At 56.7% G+C, this 15,738-nt stretch carries 12 protein-coding genes; 5 read left to right on the top strand and 7 right to left on the bottom strand.

Going from position 1 to position 15,738, the window contains the following annotated elements:
* Genes JT31_RS17300 through JT31_RS17290 form a run of 3 tightly spaced genes read left to right on the top strand, consistent with a single transcriptional unit; the run spans window position 1 to window position 3,204 of the window.
* Window positions 1-954 (top strand): ABC transporter permease, encoded by a 954-nt coding sequence (locus JT31_RS17300; RefSeq protein ID WP_038479914.1) that lies wholly within the window; start codon window positions 1-3, stop codon window positions 952-954.
* A gap of 16 nt (window positions 955-970) precedes the next feature.
* Window positions 971-2,608: an FGGY-family carbohydrate kinase gene (locus JT31_RS17295; protein WP_038479911.1), complete on the top strand. Its 1,638-nt coding sequence runs from the start codon at window positions 971-973 to the stop codon at window positions 2,606-2,608.
* A complete protein-coding gene (locus JT31_RS17290; protein ID WP_038479908.1) occupies window positions 2,605-3,204 on the top strand; it encodes a KpsF/GutQ family sugar-phosphate isomerase in 600 nt (199 codons plus the stop codon). Before JT31_RS17295 ends, JT31_RS17290 begins: the two co-directional genes overlap by 4 nt.
* Before the next feature lie 43 nt (window positions 3,205-3,247).
* Here the strand turns inward: JT31_RS17290 and glyA are convergent, their stop codons facing one another.
* On the bottom strand, window positions 3,248-4,501 hold the full coding sequence (gene glyA, locus JT31_RS17285) for a serine hydroxymethyltransferase (protein WP_038479905.1): 1,254 nt from the start codon (window positions 4,499-4,501) through the stop codon (window positions 3,248-3,250).
* A gap of 14 nt (window positions 4,502-4,515) precedes the next feature.
* Window positions 4,516-4,719, bottom strand: a complete 204-nt coding sequence (locus JT31_RS23765) for a hypothetical protein (RefSeq protein ID WP_144244059.1) — start codon at window positions 4,717-4,719, stop codon at window positions 4,516-4,518.
* Window positions 4,720-4,829: 110 nt separating this feature from the next.
* On the opposite strand from JT31_RS23765, the gene hmpA reads away from it, so the two are divergent.
* Together hmpA and JT31_RS17275 are read left to right on the top strand one after the other, a co-directional pair.
* Complete coding sequence (gene hmpA, locus JT31_RS17280; protein ID WP_038479902.1) at window positions 4,830-6,020, top strand: NO-inducible flavohemoprotein; 1,191 nt, start codon at window positions 4,830-4,832, stop codon at window positions 6,018-6,020.
* Between the two features lie 253 nt (window positions 6,021-6,273).
* Window positions 6,274-7,233: an IS110 family transposase gene (locus tag JT31_RS17275; protein WP_038472527.1), complete on the top strand. Its 960-nt coding sequence runs from the start codon at window positions 6,274-6,276 to the stop codon at window positions 7,231-7,233.
* Between the two features lie 80 nt (window positions 7,234-7,313).
* On the opposite strand, the gene glnB is transcribed toward JT31_RS17275, so the two are convergent.
* The 5 genes from glnB to purL form a co-directional block, all read right to left on the bottom strand.
* The gene (glnB, locus tag JT31_RS17270; protein ID WP_002438074.1) at window positions 7,314-7,652 is read right to left on the bottom strand and encodes a nitrogen regulatory protein P-II; all 339 of its coding nucleotides are present in this window, start codon (window positions 7,650-7,652) and stop codon (window positions 7,314-7,316) included.
* A 65-nt stretch (window positions 7,653-7,717) separates the two neighbouring features.
* Window positions 7,718-9,055, bottom strand: a complete 1,338-nt coding sequence (gene glrR / locus JT31_RS17265; protein ID WP_038479897.1) for a two-component system response regulator GlrR — start codon at window positions 9,053-9,055, stop codon at window positions 7,718-7,720.
* Window positions 9,052-9,804 carry a two-component system QseEF-associated lipoprotein QseG gene (gene qseG, locus JT31_RS17260; RefSeq protein ID WP_038479894.1) on the bottom strand — a complete coding sequence of 251 codons (753 nt, stop codon included), beginning with the start codon at window positions 9,802-9,804 and terminating at the stop codon, window positions 9,052-9,054. Before qseG ends, glrR begins: the two co-directional genes overlap by 4 nt.
* Window positions 9,797-11,233 carry a sensor histidine kinase gene (locus tag JT31_RS17255; protein WP_038479891.1) on the bottom strand — a complete coding sequence of 479 codons (1,437 nt, stop codon included), beginning with the start codon at window positions 11,231-11,233 and terminating at the stop codon, window positions 9,797-9,799. Before JT31_RS17255 ends, qseG begins: the two co-directional genes overlap by 8 nt.
* A gap of 598 nt (window positions 11,234-11,831) precedes the next feature.
* The gene (gene purL / locus JT31_RS17250; protein ID WP_038479888.1) at window positions 11,832-15,719 is read right to left on the bottom strand and encodes a phosphoribosylformylglycinamidine synthase; all 3,888 of its coding nucleotides are present in this window, start codon (window positions 15,717-15,719) and stop codon (window positions 11,832-11,834) included.
* Window positions 15,720-15,738 lie beyond the last annotated feature (19 nt).

The following is a 15,738-nucleotide window of genomic DNA, read 5'->3' as shown; positions in this document are numbered from 1 at the left end:
ATGAAAACCTTCGCCAGATTTTTACCCGGTGATGCCATCATCCGGCTGCAGTGCGTGATTATTGTGGTGGTTGCCGTCGCGTTTTCGCTGCTGCTGGGCGGGCGTTTCTTTAGCCTCGCCAACTTCCAGTCCATCGGTTCGCAGCTGCCTGTTCTTGGCATGCTGGCGCTGGGCATGGGAATGACGATGCTGACCGGCGGCATCAACCTGTCGATTATTGCCGGGGCGAACGCCTGCTCGCTGGTGATGGCGGCGATTATCGTCAGCCACCCGGATAACCCGCTGTTCTTCGCGCTGGCTTTGCTGGCAGGTATTGCCGTGGCGGTGGCAATCGGCACGCTGAACGGCGCGCTGGTCGCCTGGGTCGGCGTTTCGCCTATCCTTGCCACGCTCGGCACCATGACGCTGATTTCCGGCCTCAATATTTTGCTGTCTAACGGCACGGTGATTTCCGGCTTCCCGGCGGCAATTCAGTACCTGGGCAACGCCACGCTGCTCGGGATCCCGGTCGCGCTGCTGCTGTTCCTGCTGGTTGCCGTTTTACTCTGGGTGCTGCTGGAGCACACCACGCTCGGGCGCAGCCTCTACCTAGTCGGCTCCAACGAACAGGCGACCCGCTACAGCGGCGTTAACACCGTGCGGGTGCAGATATCGGTGTACGTTATTTCCGCCCTGCTCGGCTGGGTGGCCGCCATTCTGATGATGGCTAAATTCAACTCGGCCAAAGCCGGGTACGGCGAGTCTTACCTGCTGGTGACCATCCTTGCCTCGGTGCTGGGCGGCATTAACCCGGACGGCGGTTTTGGCCGCGTTATCGGCCTGGTGCTGGCGCTCATCGTGCTGCAAATGCTGGAAAGTGGCTTTAATTTGCTGGGGATTAGCAGTTATCTGACCATGGCGCTCTGGGGCGCGGTGCTGATCCTCTTTATCGCATTACAGAATCGTAAAGCCTGAGTTCAGGAGAATCATTATGGCGAGTTACTTCATTGGGGTGGATGTAGGGACGGGGAGCGCCCGCGCGGGCGTCTTTGATCTGAATGGCAGAATGGTAGGCCAGGCCAGCCGGGCAATAGAGCTTTATCGCCCGCAGGCGGATTTCGTCGAGCAATCCTCGGACAATATCTGGCAGGCGGTCTGCAACGCGGTGCGGGATGCAGTAAACCAGGCCGATATTAACCCGATTCAGGTTAAGGGGCTGGGCTTCGACGCCACCTGTTCTCTGGTGGTGCTGGATAAAGAAGGCAAACCGCTGACCGTCAGCCCTTCCGGGCGCAGCGAACAAAACATCATCGTTTGGATGGATCACCGCGCCATTACCCAGGCCGACAGGATTAATGCCCTGCACCACCGCGTGCTGGATTACGTGGGCGGGATTATTTCCCCGGAGATGCAAACGCCAAAACTACTGTGGCTCAAGCAGCACATGCCGAATACCTGGTCGAACGCGGGCTACTATTTTGACCTGCCGGATTTCCTGACCTGGCGCGCCACCGGGGATGATACCCGCTCGCTCTGCTCCACCGTTTGTAAATGGACCTATATGGGCCACGAAGACAAATGGGACAGCAGCTACTTCCGCCAGATTGGGCTGGAAGATTTGCTGGAGCATGATGCGGAAAAAATTGGTCGCTATGTGAAAACCATGGGCGAACCGCTGGGCCACGGCCTGACCCAGCGTGCCGCAAGCGAAATGGGACTGATTGCCGGTACCGCCGTCAGCGTTTCTATTATCGATGCTCATGCGGGCACGCTCGGCACACTCGGCGCCTGCGGCGTTTCAGGTGAAGTGGCAGACTTTGACCGCCGCGTGGCGCTGATCGGAGGCACCTCTACCGGCCATATGGCGATTTCAAAAGAGGCGCGCTTTATCAACGGCGTTTGGGGGCCGTATTATTCTGCGGTGCTGCCGGGCTACTGGCTCAACGAAGGCGGCCAGTCGGCTACCGGGGCGCTGATCGACCATATTATTCAGTCTCACCCATGCTATGAAACGCTGCTTGCCCAGGCGAAGGCTCAGGGCCAGACTATTTATGAACAGCTGAACGCCCTGCTGCGCAAAATGGCCGGTGAGCCGGAGAACATCGCCTTCCTGACGAAGGATATGCACATCCTGCCCTACTTCCACGGCAACCGCTCACCGCGCGCTAACCCGACGCTGACCGGCGTCATCAGCGGGCTGAAGCTTTCCCGCACGCCGGAAGATATGGCCCTGCAGTACCTGGCCACGATTCAGGCCATCGCGCTCGGCACCCGCCATATTATCGAAACCATGAACCACAGCGGCTACACCATCGACACCGTCATGGCGAGCGGCGGCGGCACCAAAAATCCAATCTTCGTTCAGGAACACGCCAACGCCACCGGCTGCGCCATGCTGCTGCCGGAAGAGAGCGAGGCGATGCTGCTGGGCAGCGCAATGATGGGCACCGTGGCGGCAGGCGTGTTTGACTCCTTCCCCGAAGCCATGTCGGTGATGAGCCGCATCGGTAAAACGGTCACGCCGCAAACCAACCGCATCAAGCAGTACTACGACCGCAAATACAAAGTGTTCCACGAGATGTATCTCGACCACATGAAGTATCGCCAGCTGATGCAGGAGGATGCATGAGTGCCTCCTGGCAACAGGCCGTAAACGCGTGGGAAACCTGCAGCCGCGAACTTGCGGCGCTGGAACACCATCTGGATGAGCCGCAGTGGCTCGCCTTGCTGGCCGAACTGAGAAACTGCAAAGGCAAGATTGTGGTCACCGGCGTAGGCACCTCCGGCATCGCGGCGAGAAAAATTGCCCATATGCTCGCCTGTGTGGAACGCCCGGCGATTTATCTCAGCGCAACGGATGCAGCCCATGGCGATTTAGGTTTTTTACGTGAAGACGATCTGATGATTATGCTTTCGCGCGGCGGAAATTCTGACGAGCTAACGCGTCTGCTGCCAGGCCTGGCGGCCAGAAACGTGCCGCTCATCAGCGTAACGGAAAACCCGAATTCGGCCATCGCCACAGCGGCCAGGCTGGTGATATCCACCGGCGTGAAGAACGAAATGGATCCGCTGAACATGCTGGCGACCACGTCGATAATCCTGGTGCTGGCGATCTTTGATGCCGCCTGCGCCTGCCTGATGAGCGAGAGCGGCTACTCGAAAGAGACGCTGCTGGCGGTTCATCCCGGTGGAGACGTCGGGCTGACGCTCAGCCAGCGGAAATAAAAAAGGCTCCCAATCGGGAGCCTTCTACATTTCAGCTTAACGGTTATGCGTAAACCGGGAAGCGGGCACAGATATCCAGCACTTTACCTTTGACGCGCTCGATCACCGCTTCGTCATTGATGTTGTCCAGAACGTCACACATCCAGCCAGCCAGCTCTTTCACTTCTGCTTCTTTGAAACCGCGGCGAGTGACAGCCGGAGAACCGATACGGATACCGGAAGTCACGAACGGGCTCTTCGGATCGTTTGGCACGCTGTTTTTGTTCACGGTGATGTTGGCGCGGCCCAGGGCAGCGTCAGCTTCTTTACCGGTCAGGTTTTTGTCCACCAGATCCAGCAGGAACAGGTGGTTTTCAGTCCCGCCGGAGACCACTTTGTAGCCACGGTTCAGGAACACTTCCACCATCGCTTTGGCGTTTTTGGCAACCTGCTGCTGGTAAACCTTGAACTCTGGCTCCATGGCTTCTTTCAGCGCCACGGCTTTGGCCGCGATAACGTGCATCAGCGGGCCGCCCTGCGCGCTTGGGAATACGGCAGAGTTCAGTTTCTTATAAAGATCTTCGTCGCCGCCCTTCGCCAGGATCAGGCCACCGCGTGGACCCGCCAGGGTTTTGTGGGTGGTGGTGGTCACAACGTGAGCGTGTGGCACCGGGTTCGGGTAAACGTCTGCGGCAATCAGACCCGCAACGTGTGCCATGTCAACGAACAGGTAAGCACCGATGCTGTCTGCGATTTCACGCATTTTTGCCCAGTCAACCACGCCGGAGTAGGCAGAGAAGCCGCCGATGATCATCTTCGGCTTGTGCTCTTTAGCCTGCTTAGCCATGTCTTCGTAGTCAATTTTACCGGACTCATCAATACCGTAAGGAATGATGTTGTACAGTTTGCCGGAGAAGTTAACCGGGGAGCCGTGAGTCAGGTGGCCGCCCTGCGCCAGATTCATACCCAGCACGGTATCGCCCGGCTGCAGCAGCGCGGTGTATACCGCGAAGTTAGCCTGGGAGCCGGAGTGCGGCTGCACGTTCGCATAGTCTGCGCCAAACAGCTCTTTGGCACGGTCGATAGCCAGCTGCTCGACGATATCCACATATTCGCAACCGCCGTAGTAGCGCTTGCCTGGGTAACCTTCAGCATATTTGTTTGTCAGCTGAGAACCCTGAGCCTGCATCACGCGCGGGCTGGTGTAGTTTTCGGAGGCGATCAGTTCAATGTGCTCTTCCTGACGTACTTTCTCTTGCTCCATGGCCTGCCACAGCTCGGCATCATAATCGGCAATGTTCATTTCACGCTTTAACATTCGCATCTCCTGACTCAGCTAACGGTAAAAATTTTACTGCAATGAGGGGGCCCTTTTGGGCGACGGGCAACAGTGTAAACCGAAACCCTTCCCGGTGATAGGGCTTGACAGAGGTTTTTACGCAAACGATTACCCAGGCATGAAATCAGGCTTTCAGGCAATAAAAGAAGCGCTTTTTTGCCGGATATTTCTTCATCAACGAGATGCGTATTTTTCATGTTCTGTGACCTCAGTCGTTAACAACGATAACCCATTTACAACATAAGGCCATTTCTATAAGATGCATTTAAAATGCAATTTATACACTACGCTGTTTATGGAGACCGCCATGCTAGACGCACAAACCATCGCCGTTGTTAAGTCGACTATCCCTCTGCTGGCCGCCACCGGCCCCAAGCTCACCGCCCACTTCTACGAGCGTATGTTCAGCCATAACCCTGAGCTGAAAGAGATTTTTAATATGAGCAACCAGCGCAACGGCGACCAGCGTGAAGCGCTGTTCAACGCTATTTGCGCCTATGCGGCAAACATTGAAAACCTGGCCGCGCTGCTGCCTGCCGTGGAGAAAATCGCCCAGAAGCACACCACCTTCCAGATCCAACCCGAGCAGTACAACATCGTGGGCGGCCACCTGCTGGCAACCCTGGACGAGATGTTCAGCCCGGGGCAGGAAGTGCTGGACGCGTGGGGTAAAGCCTACGGCGTGCTGGCTCAGGTCTTCATTAACCGCGAGTCGGAGATTTACCAGGATAACGCCGCTAAGCAGGGCGGTTGGGAAGGCACTCGTCCCTTCACCATCGTTGAGAAAAAGGAACAAAGCTCGCTGATCGCCAGCTTTGAACTGATTCCGCTCGACGGCGGCCCGGTGGCAGATTATCAGCCAGGACAATACCTTGGCGTCTGGCTGAAGCCCGCCGGTTTCCCGCATCAGGAAATTCGCCAGTATTCTTTGACCCGCCAGCCGAACGGTAAAAGCTACCGTATCGCCGTGAAGCGTGAAGATAAGGGCATGGTCTCAAACTGGCTGCACAATCACGCTCAGGCCGGGGATCGGGTGCATCTTGCCTCGCCGGCAGGGGATTTTTTCATGGACGTTAAACCAGAAACGCCGGTGACGCTGATCTCCGCAGGCGTGGGCCAAACGCCAATGCTTGCGATGCTGGATACGCTGGCGAACAGCGGCCATCAGGCACAGGTAAACTGGCTGCACGCTGCCGAACACGGCGGGGTCCACGCGTTCAACGAGGAAGTGAAAGGGCTTGGCGCTAAGCTGCCGAAGTTTGAAAGCCACGTCTGGTACCGCGAGCCGTCCGCAGAGGATCGTGAACTGGCGCGCTTTAACCGCACGGGGTTGATGAACTTGCTGGAAATTGAAGGGAAATTAAGCGACCCGGCGATGCAGTTTTATCTCTGCGGCCCGATCAACTTTATGCGTTTTGCCGCAGAACAGCTGGTGAAGATTGGCGTGGATAAAGACAGCATTCACTATGAGTGTTTTGGCCCGCACAAGGTGATGTAGTTCAGTACGGATGCCCCTCACCCCAGCCCTTATGTCTTGAACTTCCCCGCCAGTGCGGGGAAGATCCCCGACTGATCATCGGGAGGTTGCCGGTGAGCATCCCCTGGCCCTGGTGCTTCCGAGCCCGTGGGAGAGATTATGCCCCGGCAACCTTATTCCCTGTCGCCTCAAGACCGAACGGTATCCTGTGCCTCTGAGCACCCACATATAAGGATGGTCTGGCGATATTATTCATAAGGTTACGGAGAATCAGATGACCCTCACTTCTGTCGGCGTTGATATTGCTAAGCTAAAATTTGATGTCGCTGTCCTGCTGCCTGGTCAGAAATACAAAACTAAAAAGTTTGCTAACACGCCTGCGGGATGTCGTGAGTTTATTCACTGGCTGACCCGCTTTGGGGACTGTCATGTCTGTATGGAAGCGACGGGCAGCTACAGCACGGAACTCGCCACGGCATTGTCCGATGGCGGCTATCGCGTCAGCCTGGAAAACCCTGCCCGCATTCATGCCTTCAGTAACACCGAACTGACCCGAAACAAAACGGATAAAAGCGATGCCGCCCTGATAGCACGGTATTGTGCCCTGTATCAGCCAGCCCAATGGCATCCGGCTCCTCTCAGCCAGCGACAGCTGACCGCGCTGGTGCGGCATCTTAAAAATCTTGAAGAGATGCGTCAGATGGAAGAGAACAGGCTGGAGGCCGCAGATGAGGTCATCACTGGCTCGTTAAAAGAGCACATCGCCACGCTGGATGAACTGATAAAAGAAACCAAAAAGAAAATCAGACAGCACATTGATGATGACCCGGACCTGAGAAAAGACAAAGCGCTGCTGGAGAGTATCCCGGGAGTGGGAGATGTGCTGAGTACGAGTCTTCTGGCCTTCGCGGGAAACCTGAGGCGGTTCAGGAGCAGTAAGGCTCTGGTGGCTTATGCAGGGCTGAACCCACGACGTTGTGAGTCCGGGATGTGGAAGGGAAAGAGCAGGTTGTCAAAAGTGGGGAGCCGTGAGCTGCGTAGCGTGCTGTATATGCCTACGGTAGTGGCGGGAAGATGTAATGAAGTGGTGAAAGACCTGATGACCCGGATGGCGAGCAGGGGGAAGACAGGCAAAGAACGCGTGTGTGCAGGAATGAGAAAGCTGCTACAGCTGGCTTATGGGGTGGTGAAATCAGGGCGTGAATTTAACGCTGAAATACCGCTTGCCGGATAACCGACAAGACGGTATCTCTCCCCAAAGGGGCGAGGGGGTAAAGGACAGATTCTGCCCAAGGGTGAGGGTAAAAATCTACATCAAATCGCCGCGTCGTCTTCTTCACCGGTACGGATACGCACCACGCGCGCCACATCGAAGACGAAAATCTTGCCGTCGCCGATCTTGCCGGTCTGAGCCGTACGAATAATGGTATCCACGCAGGTATCAACGATGTCGTCGGTGACCACGATTTCAATTTTTACTTTCGGCAGAAAATCCACCATGTACTCGGCACCGCGGTACAGTTCGGTGTGCCCTTTCTGACGGCCAAAGCCTTTAACTTCCGTCACCGTCATGCCGGTGATGCCTACTTCAGCCAGCGCTTCACGCACATCGTCCAGTTTGAAAGGTTTAATAATCGCATCAATTTTTTTCATGGTATTACCGGTATCCCCGCGCGGCGTTTTTACTATTAGTAATCGGTTGCTCACACTATCACAGCCTACTCTTTAAAGTCATTGGCCTCGAGTTCATGCCTCGCCAGTAATTTATAGAATTCGGTTCGGTTACGCCCCGCCATACGTGCAGCATGGGTGACATTCCCCTTGGTAATTTGCAGCAGCTTACGTAGATAGTTTAGCTCGAACTGGTTGCGGGCTTCGACAAATGTCGGCAAGGCGGTGTTTTCACCTTCCAGCGCCTGCTCCACCAGCGCTTCGCCAATCACCGGGGCTGAGGTTAGCGCCACGCATTGCTCAATGACGTTCACCAGCTGGCGCACGTTACCCGGCCAGCTCGCCGTCATCAGGCGCTTCATGGCATCGGTCGAGAAACTACGAACGAACGGCTTATGCCTGTCGGCGGACTGACGTAATAAATGATTCGCCAGCAGCGGGATATCTTCAGCACGTTCGTGCAAGGCAGGGATTTTCAGGTTCACGACATTAAGGCGATAGAAGAGATCTTCACGAAACTCGCCGCGCTCCATCGCTTTAGGCAGGTCCCGGTGCGTGGCGGAGATAATGCGCACGTCAATGTCCAGGTCGCGGTTGCTGCCCAGCGGACGAACTTTCCGCTCCTGCAGGACACGCAGCAGCTTAACCTGGAGCGGAATCGGCATATCACCGATTTCATCGAGAAACAGGGTTCCGCCTTCCGCCGCCTGGAACAGCCCTTCACGGCTGCTGACCGCGCCGGTAAACGCCCCGCGCGCATGACCAAACAGCTCGGACTCCAGCAGCTGCTCCGGCAACGCGCCACAGTTAATGGCGATAAAAGCTTTTTTACTGCGTGGGCTGGCGTTGTGTATCGCCTGAGCCAGGATCTCTTTCCCGGTCCCGCTTTGCCCGTTAATCAACACGCTGACGTCCGACTGCGCCACCATGCGAGCCTGTTCGAGCAGGCGCTGCATAATTGGGCTGCGGGTCACAATGGTATCCCGCCACATGTCATCTCCGGCAATGACCGTATGCTCCAGCGCATTGTCGATGGCCTGATAGAGCGCATCTCTGTCTACCGGTTTAGTCAGGAAGCTGAACACGCCCTGCTGGGTCGCCGCCACGGCATCCGGAATGGAACCGTGGGCGGTCAGAATGATCACCGGCAATCCCGGCTGACCTTTTTGGATCTCCGCGAACAGCGCCATGCCGTCCATTTCATCCATTCTGAGATCGCTAATCACCAGATCGATTTTTTCTCGCGCAAGGACCTTCAGCCCTTCGGCGCCGCTTTCCGCCGTGGTGACCGTATAGCCCTCGCTCGAAAGGCGCATTCCCAGCAGCTTGAGCAGGCCAGGATCGTCATCCACTAACAATAAGCGCGCGGGTTTCCTTTGCGTCATGGTTTTGCCTCCGGCTGCGATTTGTTTGAAGCGTCGTCATCGTTGTCGTCCGAACTGTGCGTGTCCGGCACTAAATTGCTTCCCGGCTTGCGGCTTGAAAGCTGACGTTCAATATCGGTAAGGTTTTCCAGCTTGCGCGTGGTGAGGTCAAGCTGGCTGCGCAGGCGCTGCTGCTGCTCGCGCAGCGTATCCAGCTCGCCGTCGGTTGATTGCTGAAGCTTGCTGTAGCGCGTGCGCTCATCCGAGAGTTTGAGCAAAGAAGACTGGCCGTCGCGCCAAATCTCAAACAGAGAACGGACCTGCACCGGCACCTCATGGGTCATGGTGTCGAGCTGGGTCATGTAGCGGCGGCGCTCGGTCGGGGTAATTTTAGCCGTAGAGAGCAAAATGCCGCGCTTGAACGTATCCTGCCAGGTTTCTGCCGGCCACTGCCGAGCTTCCGCCCTGGCTTCTGCCGGCGGCAGGCGCTGGGCGCAGTCCATGCCGCGCAGCCAGTAAAGTGGATTGCTGCTGACGTCATGCCCCGTCAGCGCCCATATTTCGGCGCAGTCCGTGGACAGGTAATCAGGAATTTGTTGTTCCGGGATATGCGGTTTGTGGGCCTCGTCAAGGCTGCTGGAAACGCTTTTGGCCACGCAGCCCGTCAGCAGTGCGGCACCTGCCAGTGCGCCGGATACCCAGCAAATGAGGCGAGGCAAAGCCCCGCGGCGTGGCTCACGCAATAAAAGTACTTTCATCGTTTTAATCATTCTCAGGGAAAACCGGTAATTCGATACGGAAACAAACTTCCGCGCTGTTAGCGTTAATCAGGCTAAGCTTTCCGTGCATGCGTCGAATGCAATCCCTGGCGATACTCAGTCCCAGGCCACTTCCCTTTACCGAACCCTTCCGCTGGTGACTACCCTGGAAGAAAGGCTCAAAAATCATCTCTTGTTCCGTCGCCGGAATCGGTTCGCCGGTATTCGCGACCTCAATGTGCAACATCGCGCCAACCTGCGAACTACGGAGATAAATGGTACCGGATTCACTGCCATAGTGCACCGCATTGGAGTAGAGATTATCCAGCACGCTCATCAGCAGAGTCGTTTCTGCCAGGCAGGCTTTCGGGCTTAGCTGAATCTCGGTATGCATCATTTTAGCTCTCGCCGGCAGGCTGTGCGCAGAGATAACCATTTCTACCAGCGGGGCCAGCTCGACCTTTTCCAGCGTCACCGCGGCGTCCGCCAGTTTGCGGTTGTAGTCCAGCAGCTGTTCAATCAGCCTTTGCAGATGGCGGCTGCTGCTGTCGAGTATGGCCACAACCTCTTTCTGGTCGGCATTCAGCGGCCCGGCAACCTGATCGGCAAGTAGTTCCGTCCCTTCCCGCATGCTGGCAAGCGGCGTTTTTAATTCATGGGAAAGATGGCGGAGAAATTCATGCCGCTGGGATTCAAGCCAGGCCAGGCGCTCGCTAAGCCAGACAATGCGCTGCCCCACGGAGCGTAGCTCTCTCGGCCCTTTAAACACCTCGCTATTGCCAAGCGTACGCCCTTCCCCCAGCCGATTGATCATCCGTTCAATGCCTTTGACCGGGCCGATAATCATGCGGGTGAAAATGATAACCAGGCCAAGGCTCAGCAGAAATAGCACCAGCGCCTGCCAGCCGAAGAACTGGCCTCGCTCGGCGATTTCCTGCTGTAGCTGTTGCCCACGGGAGAACACCACCGTCCTGGTCGCCTGAACCATTTCGGCATTGGCCGAAGCAAACTGTTCAAGCTGGTTCGCCGCCGCGGCTTCTGGCCCGCTGTTTTTACATTTTAGTTCGGTAAGGTCGCTCAATGACTGACTGAGCGATTGATAAAGCCTGGGATCGGGTAGAACAGATGAATGGGCTTCGAGCATTTGAGCATAGCGCTGGCGCTGGCCCTGATACAGCTGAGCAAGGCGGGAGTCATCCAGCACGCAGTATTGCCGGTAGCTGCGCTCCATTTCCAGAGCAATATTGGTCATCGCCTCGCTGCGGCGAGCGTCAATCAGCGTGGTGCGGTTAGTCAGCGCGGCCTGGGCGCTTAGCGCGTTCAGGCTTTGCCAGGCCTGCCAGGCAAGCACCAGCAGCGGTACCAGCACTAATAAGAAGGCCATCATGACAAGCTGGCGCAAAGATCGAGGGAAAAAATGCCACTGGTTCAATAGCTTCATCTCACATTACCTGTATGACACGATGCTAGCCGCGATTGCGCGTGGTGGAAAGATGAGTTTGCCAGAAACAATAAAGGCAGGGTCAAAAACCCTGCCTTTACTTAGGAATTAGGTGGTGCCTTACTCAACGTTTCGCCCGGAGCATGATAAGCCCGAAGGCATTTATCAAATATTGGACGGCAGGCACCTTTTTGTGCGTCATTCGGCGGTTTATGTAGTCTGTCTGAGAAGACGCTGACATAAGAGATTGAATGAGCCACTGGCTGTTATTAAGCAGGTATCGTGCCAACTTTAACTAAATTAAATTAACATATTGTTTTAATTGATATTAATCGATTTTCGAAAAGAATATATTGTGACTGTTTTTTATTCTTAGTGTCGCCATTTTGCAACACTCTTTAATAACAACCACCAAACCAATAAATATCAATGACTTAAACGTCTCCTTTTGGAGACACATTAAAGGCGGGTGTGTCGGGATTTAGTGACAAAAAAGCCCCTCACCCTGGCCCTCCCCCAGAGGGGCGAGGGAAACGGATCGGAGCCTTTCAACTTTTTTCCCCCTCTCCCTTTTAGGGAGAGGGCGGGGTGAGGGTAATCAGCCCAGCTGTTTACGCGCGTTACGGAAAATGCGCATCCACGGGCTGTCTTCGCCCCACTCTGCCGGGTGCCAGGAGTTGCTCACGGTGCGGAACACACGCTCAGGGTGCGGCATCATGATTGTCACACGGCCGCTTTCGTTACTCACTGCCGTTATCCCGTTCGGTGAACCGTTCGGGTTAGCCGGATAGGTTTCCGTCACGTTCGCGAAGTTATCCACGAAGCGCAGCGCCACCAGCCCTTTGCTCTCAAGCGCGGCGAGATGAGCGGCATCACGGACTTCCACGCGACCTTCACCGTGAGAAACCGCGATAGGCATATGCGAACCAGCCATGCCCTGCAGCAGCAGCGATGGGCTTGAAGTCACTTCAACCAGGCTGAAGCGCGCTTCAAAGCGATCGGACTGGTTACGCACAAAGCGCGGCCACAAATCACTGCCTGGAATCAGTTCACGCAGGTTGGACATCATCTGACAGCCGTTACAGACGCCAAGCGCCAGCGTTTCCGGGCGATGGAAGAAGGTTTCAAACTCATCGCGCACGCGAGCGTTGAACAGGATGGACTTCGCCCAGCCTTCCCCTGCACCCAGCACGTCGCCGTAAGAGAATCCGCCGCAGGCCACCAGCGTGTGGAAACTTTCCAGACCGGTGCGGCCCGCCAGCAGGTCACTCATGTGAACGTCAATGGCGTCAAAGCCAGCACGGTGGAAGGCGGCAGCCATCTCAACGTGGGAGTTAACGCCCTGCTCGCGCAGGATAGCCACTTTAGGGCGCGCGCCGGTTGCGATGAACGGCGCGGCAATATCTTCTTTGATATCAAAGTTCAGCTTCACGTTAAGGCCAGGATCGTTGTCGTTAGCCTTCGCGTTGTGCTCTTCGTCGGCACAGGCCGGGTTATCACGCAGGCGCTGCATCTGCCAGGTGGTTTCTGCCCACCACATACGCAGCGTGGTACGACTTTCGCTGAACACCGCATGACCGTCAGCGCTGATGGTGAACCGGTCACCTTCAACGGCCTTGCCGAGATAATGCACGCAGTCCGCCAGGCCGTGTTCGGCCAACAGCGCCTCGACGCCCTCACGATCTTCGGCACGAACCTGGATAACGCCACCCAGCTCTTCGTTAAACAATGCGGCCAGGCGATCGCTGCCGAGGCCTGCGATGTCAACATCCACGCCGCAGTGGCCGGTAAAGGCCATTTCCGCCAGGGTGACCAGCAGGCCACCGTCGGAGCGGTCGTGCCAGGCCAGCAGTTTGCGATCTGCAACCAGCGCCTGCATCGCGTCCCAGAAGCCTTTAAGCTGCTCAACGCTGCGCACGTCCGCTGGCTTGTCACCCAACTGGCGGTAAACCTGAGACAGCGCGGTGGCGCCCAGCGCGTTGTGGCCTTTGCCTAAATCGATCAGCAGCAGGGCGTTATCTTCGGTGCCAAGCTGCGGAGTCACGGTGCCACGCACGTCTTCCACGCGGGCAAACGCGGTAATCACCAGCGACAGCGGAGAAGTCATCTCGCGCTGCTCGTTACCTTCCTGCCAGCGGGTTTTCATCGACATGGAGTCTTTGCCAACCGGGATGGTTATCCCCAGCGCCGGACAAAGCTCTTCGCCAACGGCCTTAACCGCTTCATACAGACCAGCGTCTTCACCAGGGTGACCGGCTGCGGCCATCCAGTTTGCAGACAGTTTGATGCGCTTCAGGGAACCGATTTGGGTTGCCGCGATGTTGGTTAATGCTTCGCCTACGGCCAGGCGACCGGAAGCCGCAAAGTCCAGCAGCGCAACTGGCGCACGTTCGCCGATAGACATCGCTTCGCCGTAGTAGCTATCCAGGCTGGCGGTGGTGACCGCGCAGTTTGCGACCGGGATCTGCCACGGGCCAACCATCTGATCGCGGGACACCATACCGGTTACCGTACGGTCGCCGATGGTCACGAGGAAGGTTTTTTCAGCCACCGTCGGCAGATGCAGAACGCGTTTCACCGCATCGGCAATGGAGATCTCACTGCTGTTGAAGACTTCACCTTTGGCTTTCAGCGTCTCGACGTTACGCTCCATCTTCGGCGTTTTGCCCAGCAGCACGTCCAGCGGCATATCAATAGGCTGATTATCAAAGTGGCTGTCGTTGAGCGTCAGGTGCTGTTCGGTGGTGGCTTCCCCAATCACCGCATACGGCGCGCGCTCGCGGCGGCAAAGTTCGTCAAACAGCGGCAGCTGCTCTGGCGCAACGGCCAGCACGTAGCGCTCCTGGGATTCGTTACACCAGACTTCAAGCGGGCTCATGCCCGGCTCGTCGTTAAGAATGTCGCGCAGTTCAAAGCGGCCGCCGCGGCCACCATCGCTGACCAGCTCAGGCATGGCGTTAGACAGGCCACCCGCGCCAACGTCGTGGATAAACAGAATCGGGTTGTCTTCGCCCATCTGCCAGCAGCGGTCGATCACTTCCTGACAGCGGCGTTCCATTTCCGGGTTATCACGCTGAACGGAAGCAAAATCTAAATCGGCATCGGACTGGCCGGATGCCATAGACGACGCTGCACCGCCGCCGAGGCCGATGTTCATCGCCGGGCCACCCAGCACAATCAGCTTAGCGCCTGGGGTGATTTCGCCCTTCTGCACATGGTCGGCCCGGATGTTACCGATGCCGCCGGCGAGCATGATAGGTTTGTGGTAGCCGCGCAGCTCTACGCCGTTGTGGCTGTTAACCTGCTCTTCGTAGGTACGGAAGTAGCCGGTCAGCGCCGGACGGCCAAATTCGTTGTTGAATGCCGCCCCGCCCAGTGGGCCTTCGGTCATGATATCCAGCGCGGTAACGATGCGGTCTGGCTTACCAAAATCCTGTTCCCACGGCTGTTCAAAGCCTGGAATACGCAGGTTGGAAACGGAGAAACCGACCAGGCCAGCTTTTGGCTTGGCACCGCGCCCGGTAGCGCCTTCGTCACGGATTTCACCGCCGGAACCCGTTGCTGCACCCGGCCACGGGGAGATAGCGGTCGGGTGGTTGTGGGTTTCAACCTTCATCAGGATATGCGCCTCTTCCTGATGGAAGTCGTAGCGCCCCGCCTCACGGTCGGCGAAGAAGCGCCCCACGGCTGAACCTTCCATGACCGCCGCGTTGTCTTTATAGGCAGACAGCACGTAATCCGGCGTTTTCTCGAAGGTATTTTTGATCATCTTGAACAGGGACTTCGGCTGCTTCTGCCCGTCGATAATCCAGTCGGCGTTAAAGATTTTATGGCGACAGTGTTCGGAGTTCGCCTGAGCAAACATGTACAGTTCGATGTCGTTCGGGTTGCGGCCAAGCTTGCTGAACGCATCCTGCAGGTAGTCGATTTCGTCTTCCGCCAGCGCCAGGCCCAGACGGATATTCGCCTCCACCAGCGCGTTACGCCCTTTGCCGAGCAGGTCAACGCTCTGCACCGGAGCGGGCTGCTGCCGGGTAAACAGCTGCTGCGCATCGTTCAGAGAGGTAAACACACTCTCCATCATGCGGTCGTGCAGCAGCGCGGCAACGTCCTGCAGCTGTTCGGCGGTCAGCGTGCTGCCGGTAACGTACCAGGCCACGCCGCGCTCAAGGCGCTTAATCTGTGGCAGATCGCAGTTGTGGGCAATGTCGGTGGCTTTAGAAGACCAGGGGGAGATGGTGCCAGGGCGCGGGGTGACCAGCAGCAAGGTTCCTTCAGGCGCATGTTCTGCGAGAGTTGGACCATACTTCAACAGCCGCTGCAGGCGAGCAAGCTCATCAGCGTTCAGCGGAGCTTCGAGGTCGGCAAAATGAACATACTCGGCATAAATGTCGCTTACCGGAAGGTTAGCATCGTTAAAACGGGCCAGGAGTTTGTTAATACGAAATGCCGAAAGAGCAGGCGAACCACGCAGAATTTCCATCATTAAAGATCTCTCGTCTTCA

Source organism: Cedecea neteri (assembly GCF_000757825.1).
Taxonomy (GTDB): Bacteria; Pseudomonadota; Gammaproteobacteria; order Enterobacterales; family Enterobacteriaceae; genus Cedecea; species Cedecea selenatireducens.
The sequence above is the reverse complement of the archived record's forward strand: the minus strand, read 5'-3'. Positions and strand labels throughout refer to the sequence as shown.

Excerpts from the sequence above, each read along its gene's own strand:
- glyA (WP_038479905.1), bottom strand. The coding sequence starts at position 4,501 with ATGTTAAAGCGTGAAATGAACATTGCCGATTATGATGCCGAGCTGTGG.
- JT31_RS17255 (WP_038479891.1), bottom strand. The coding sequence starts at position 11,233 with ATGAAGCTATTGAACCAGTGGCATTTTTTCCCTCGATCTTTGCGCCAG.
- hmpA (WP_038479902.1), top strand. The coding sequence starts at position 4,830 with ATGCTAGACGCACAAACCATCGCCGTTGTTAAGTCGACTATCCCTCTG.
- JT31_RS17295 (WP_038479911.1), top strand. The coding sequence starts at position 971 with ATGGCGAGTTACTTCATTGGGGTGGATGTAGGGACGGGGAGCGCCCGC.
- JT31_RS23765 (WP_144244059.1), bottom strand. The coding sequence starts at position 4,719 with ATGAAAAATACGCATCTCGTTGATGAAGAAATATCCGGCAAAAAAGCG.
- JT31_RS17300 (WP_038479914.1), top strand. The coding sequence starts at position 1 with ATGAAAACCTTCGCCAGATTTTTACCCGGTGATGCCATCATCCGGCTG.
- qseG (WP_038479894.1), bottom strand. The coding sequence starts at position 9,804 with ATGATTAAAACGATGAAAGTACTTTTATTGCGTGAGCCACGCCGCGGG.
- JT31_RS17275 (WP_038472527.1), top strand. The coding sequence starts at position 6,274 with ATGACCCTCACTTCTGTCGGCGTTGATATTGCTAAGCTAAAATTTGAT.
- JT31_RS17290 (WP_038479908.1), top strand. The coding sequence starts at position 2,605 with ATGAGTGCCTCCTGGCAACAGGCCGTAAACGCGTGGGAAACCTGCAGC.
- glnB (WP_002438074.1), bottom strand. The coding sequence starts at position 7,652 with ATGAAAAAAATTGATGCGATTATTAAACCTTTCAAACTGGACGATGTG.
- purL (WP_038479888.1), bottom strand. The coding sequence starts at position 15,719 with ATGATGGAAATTCTGCGTGGTTCGCCTGCTCTTTCGGCATTTCGTATT.
- glrR (WP_038479897.1), bottom strand. The coding sequence starts at position 9,055 with ATGACGCAAAGGAAACCCGCGCGCTTATTGTTAGTGGATGACGATCCT.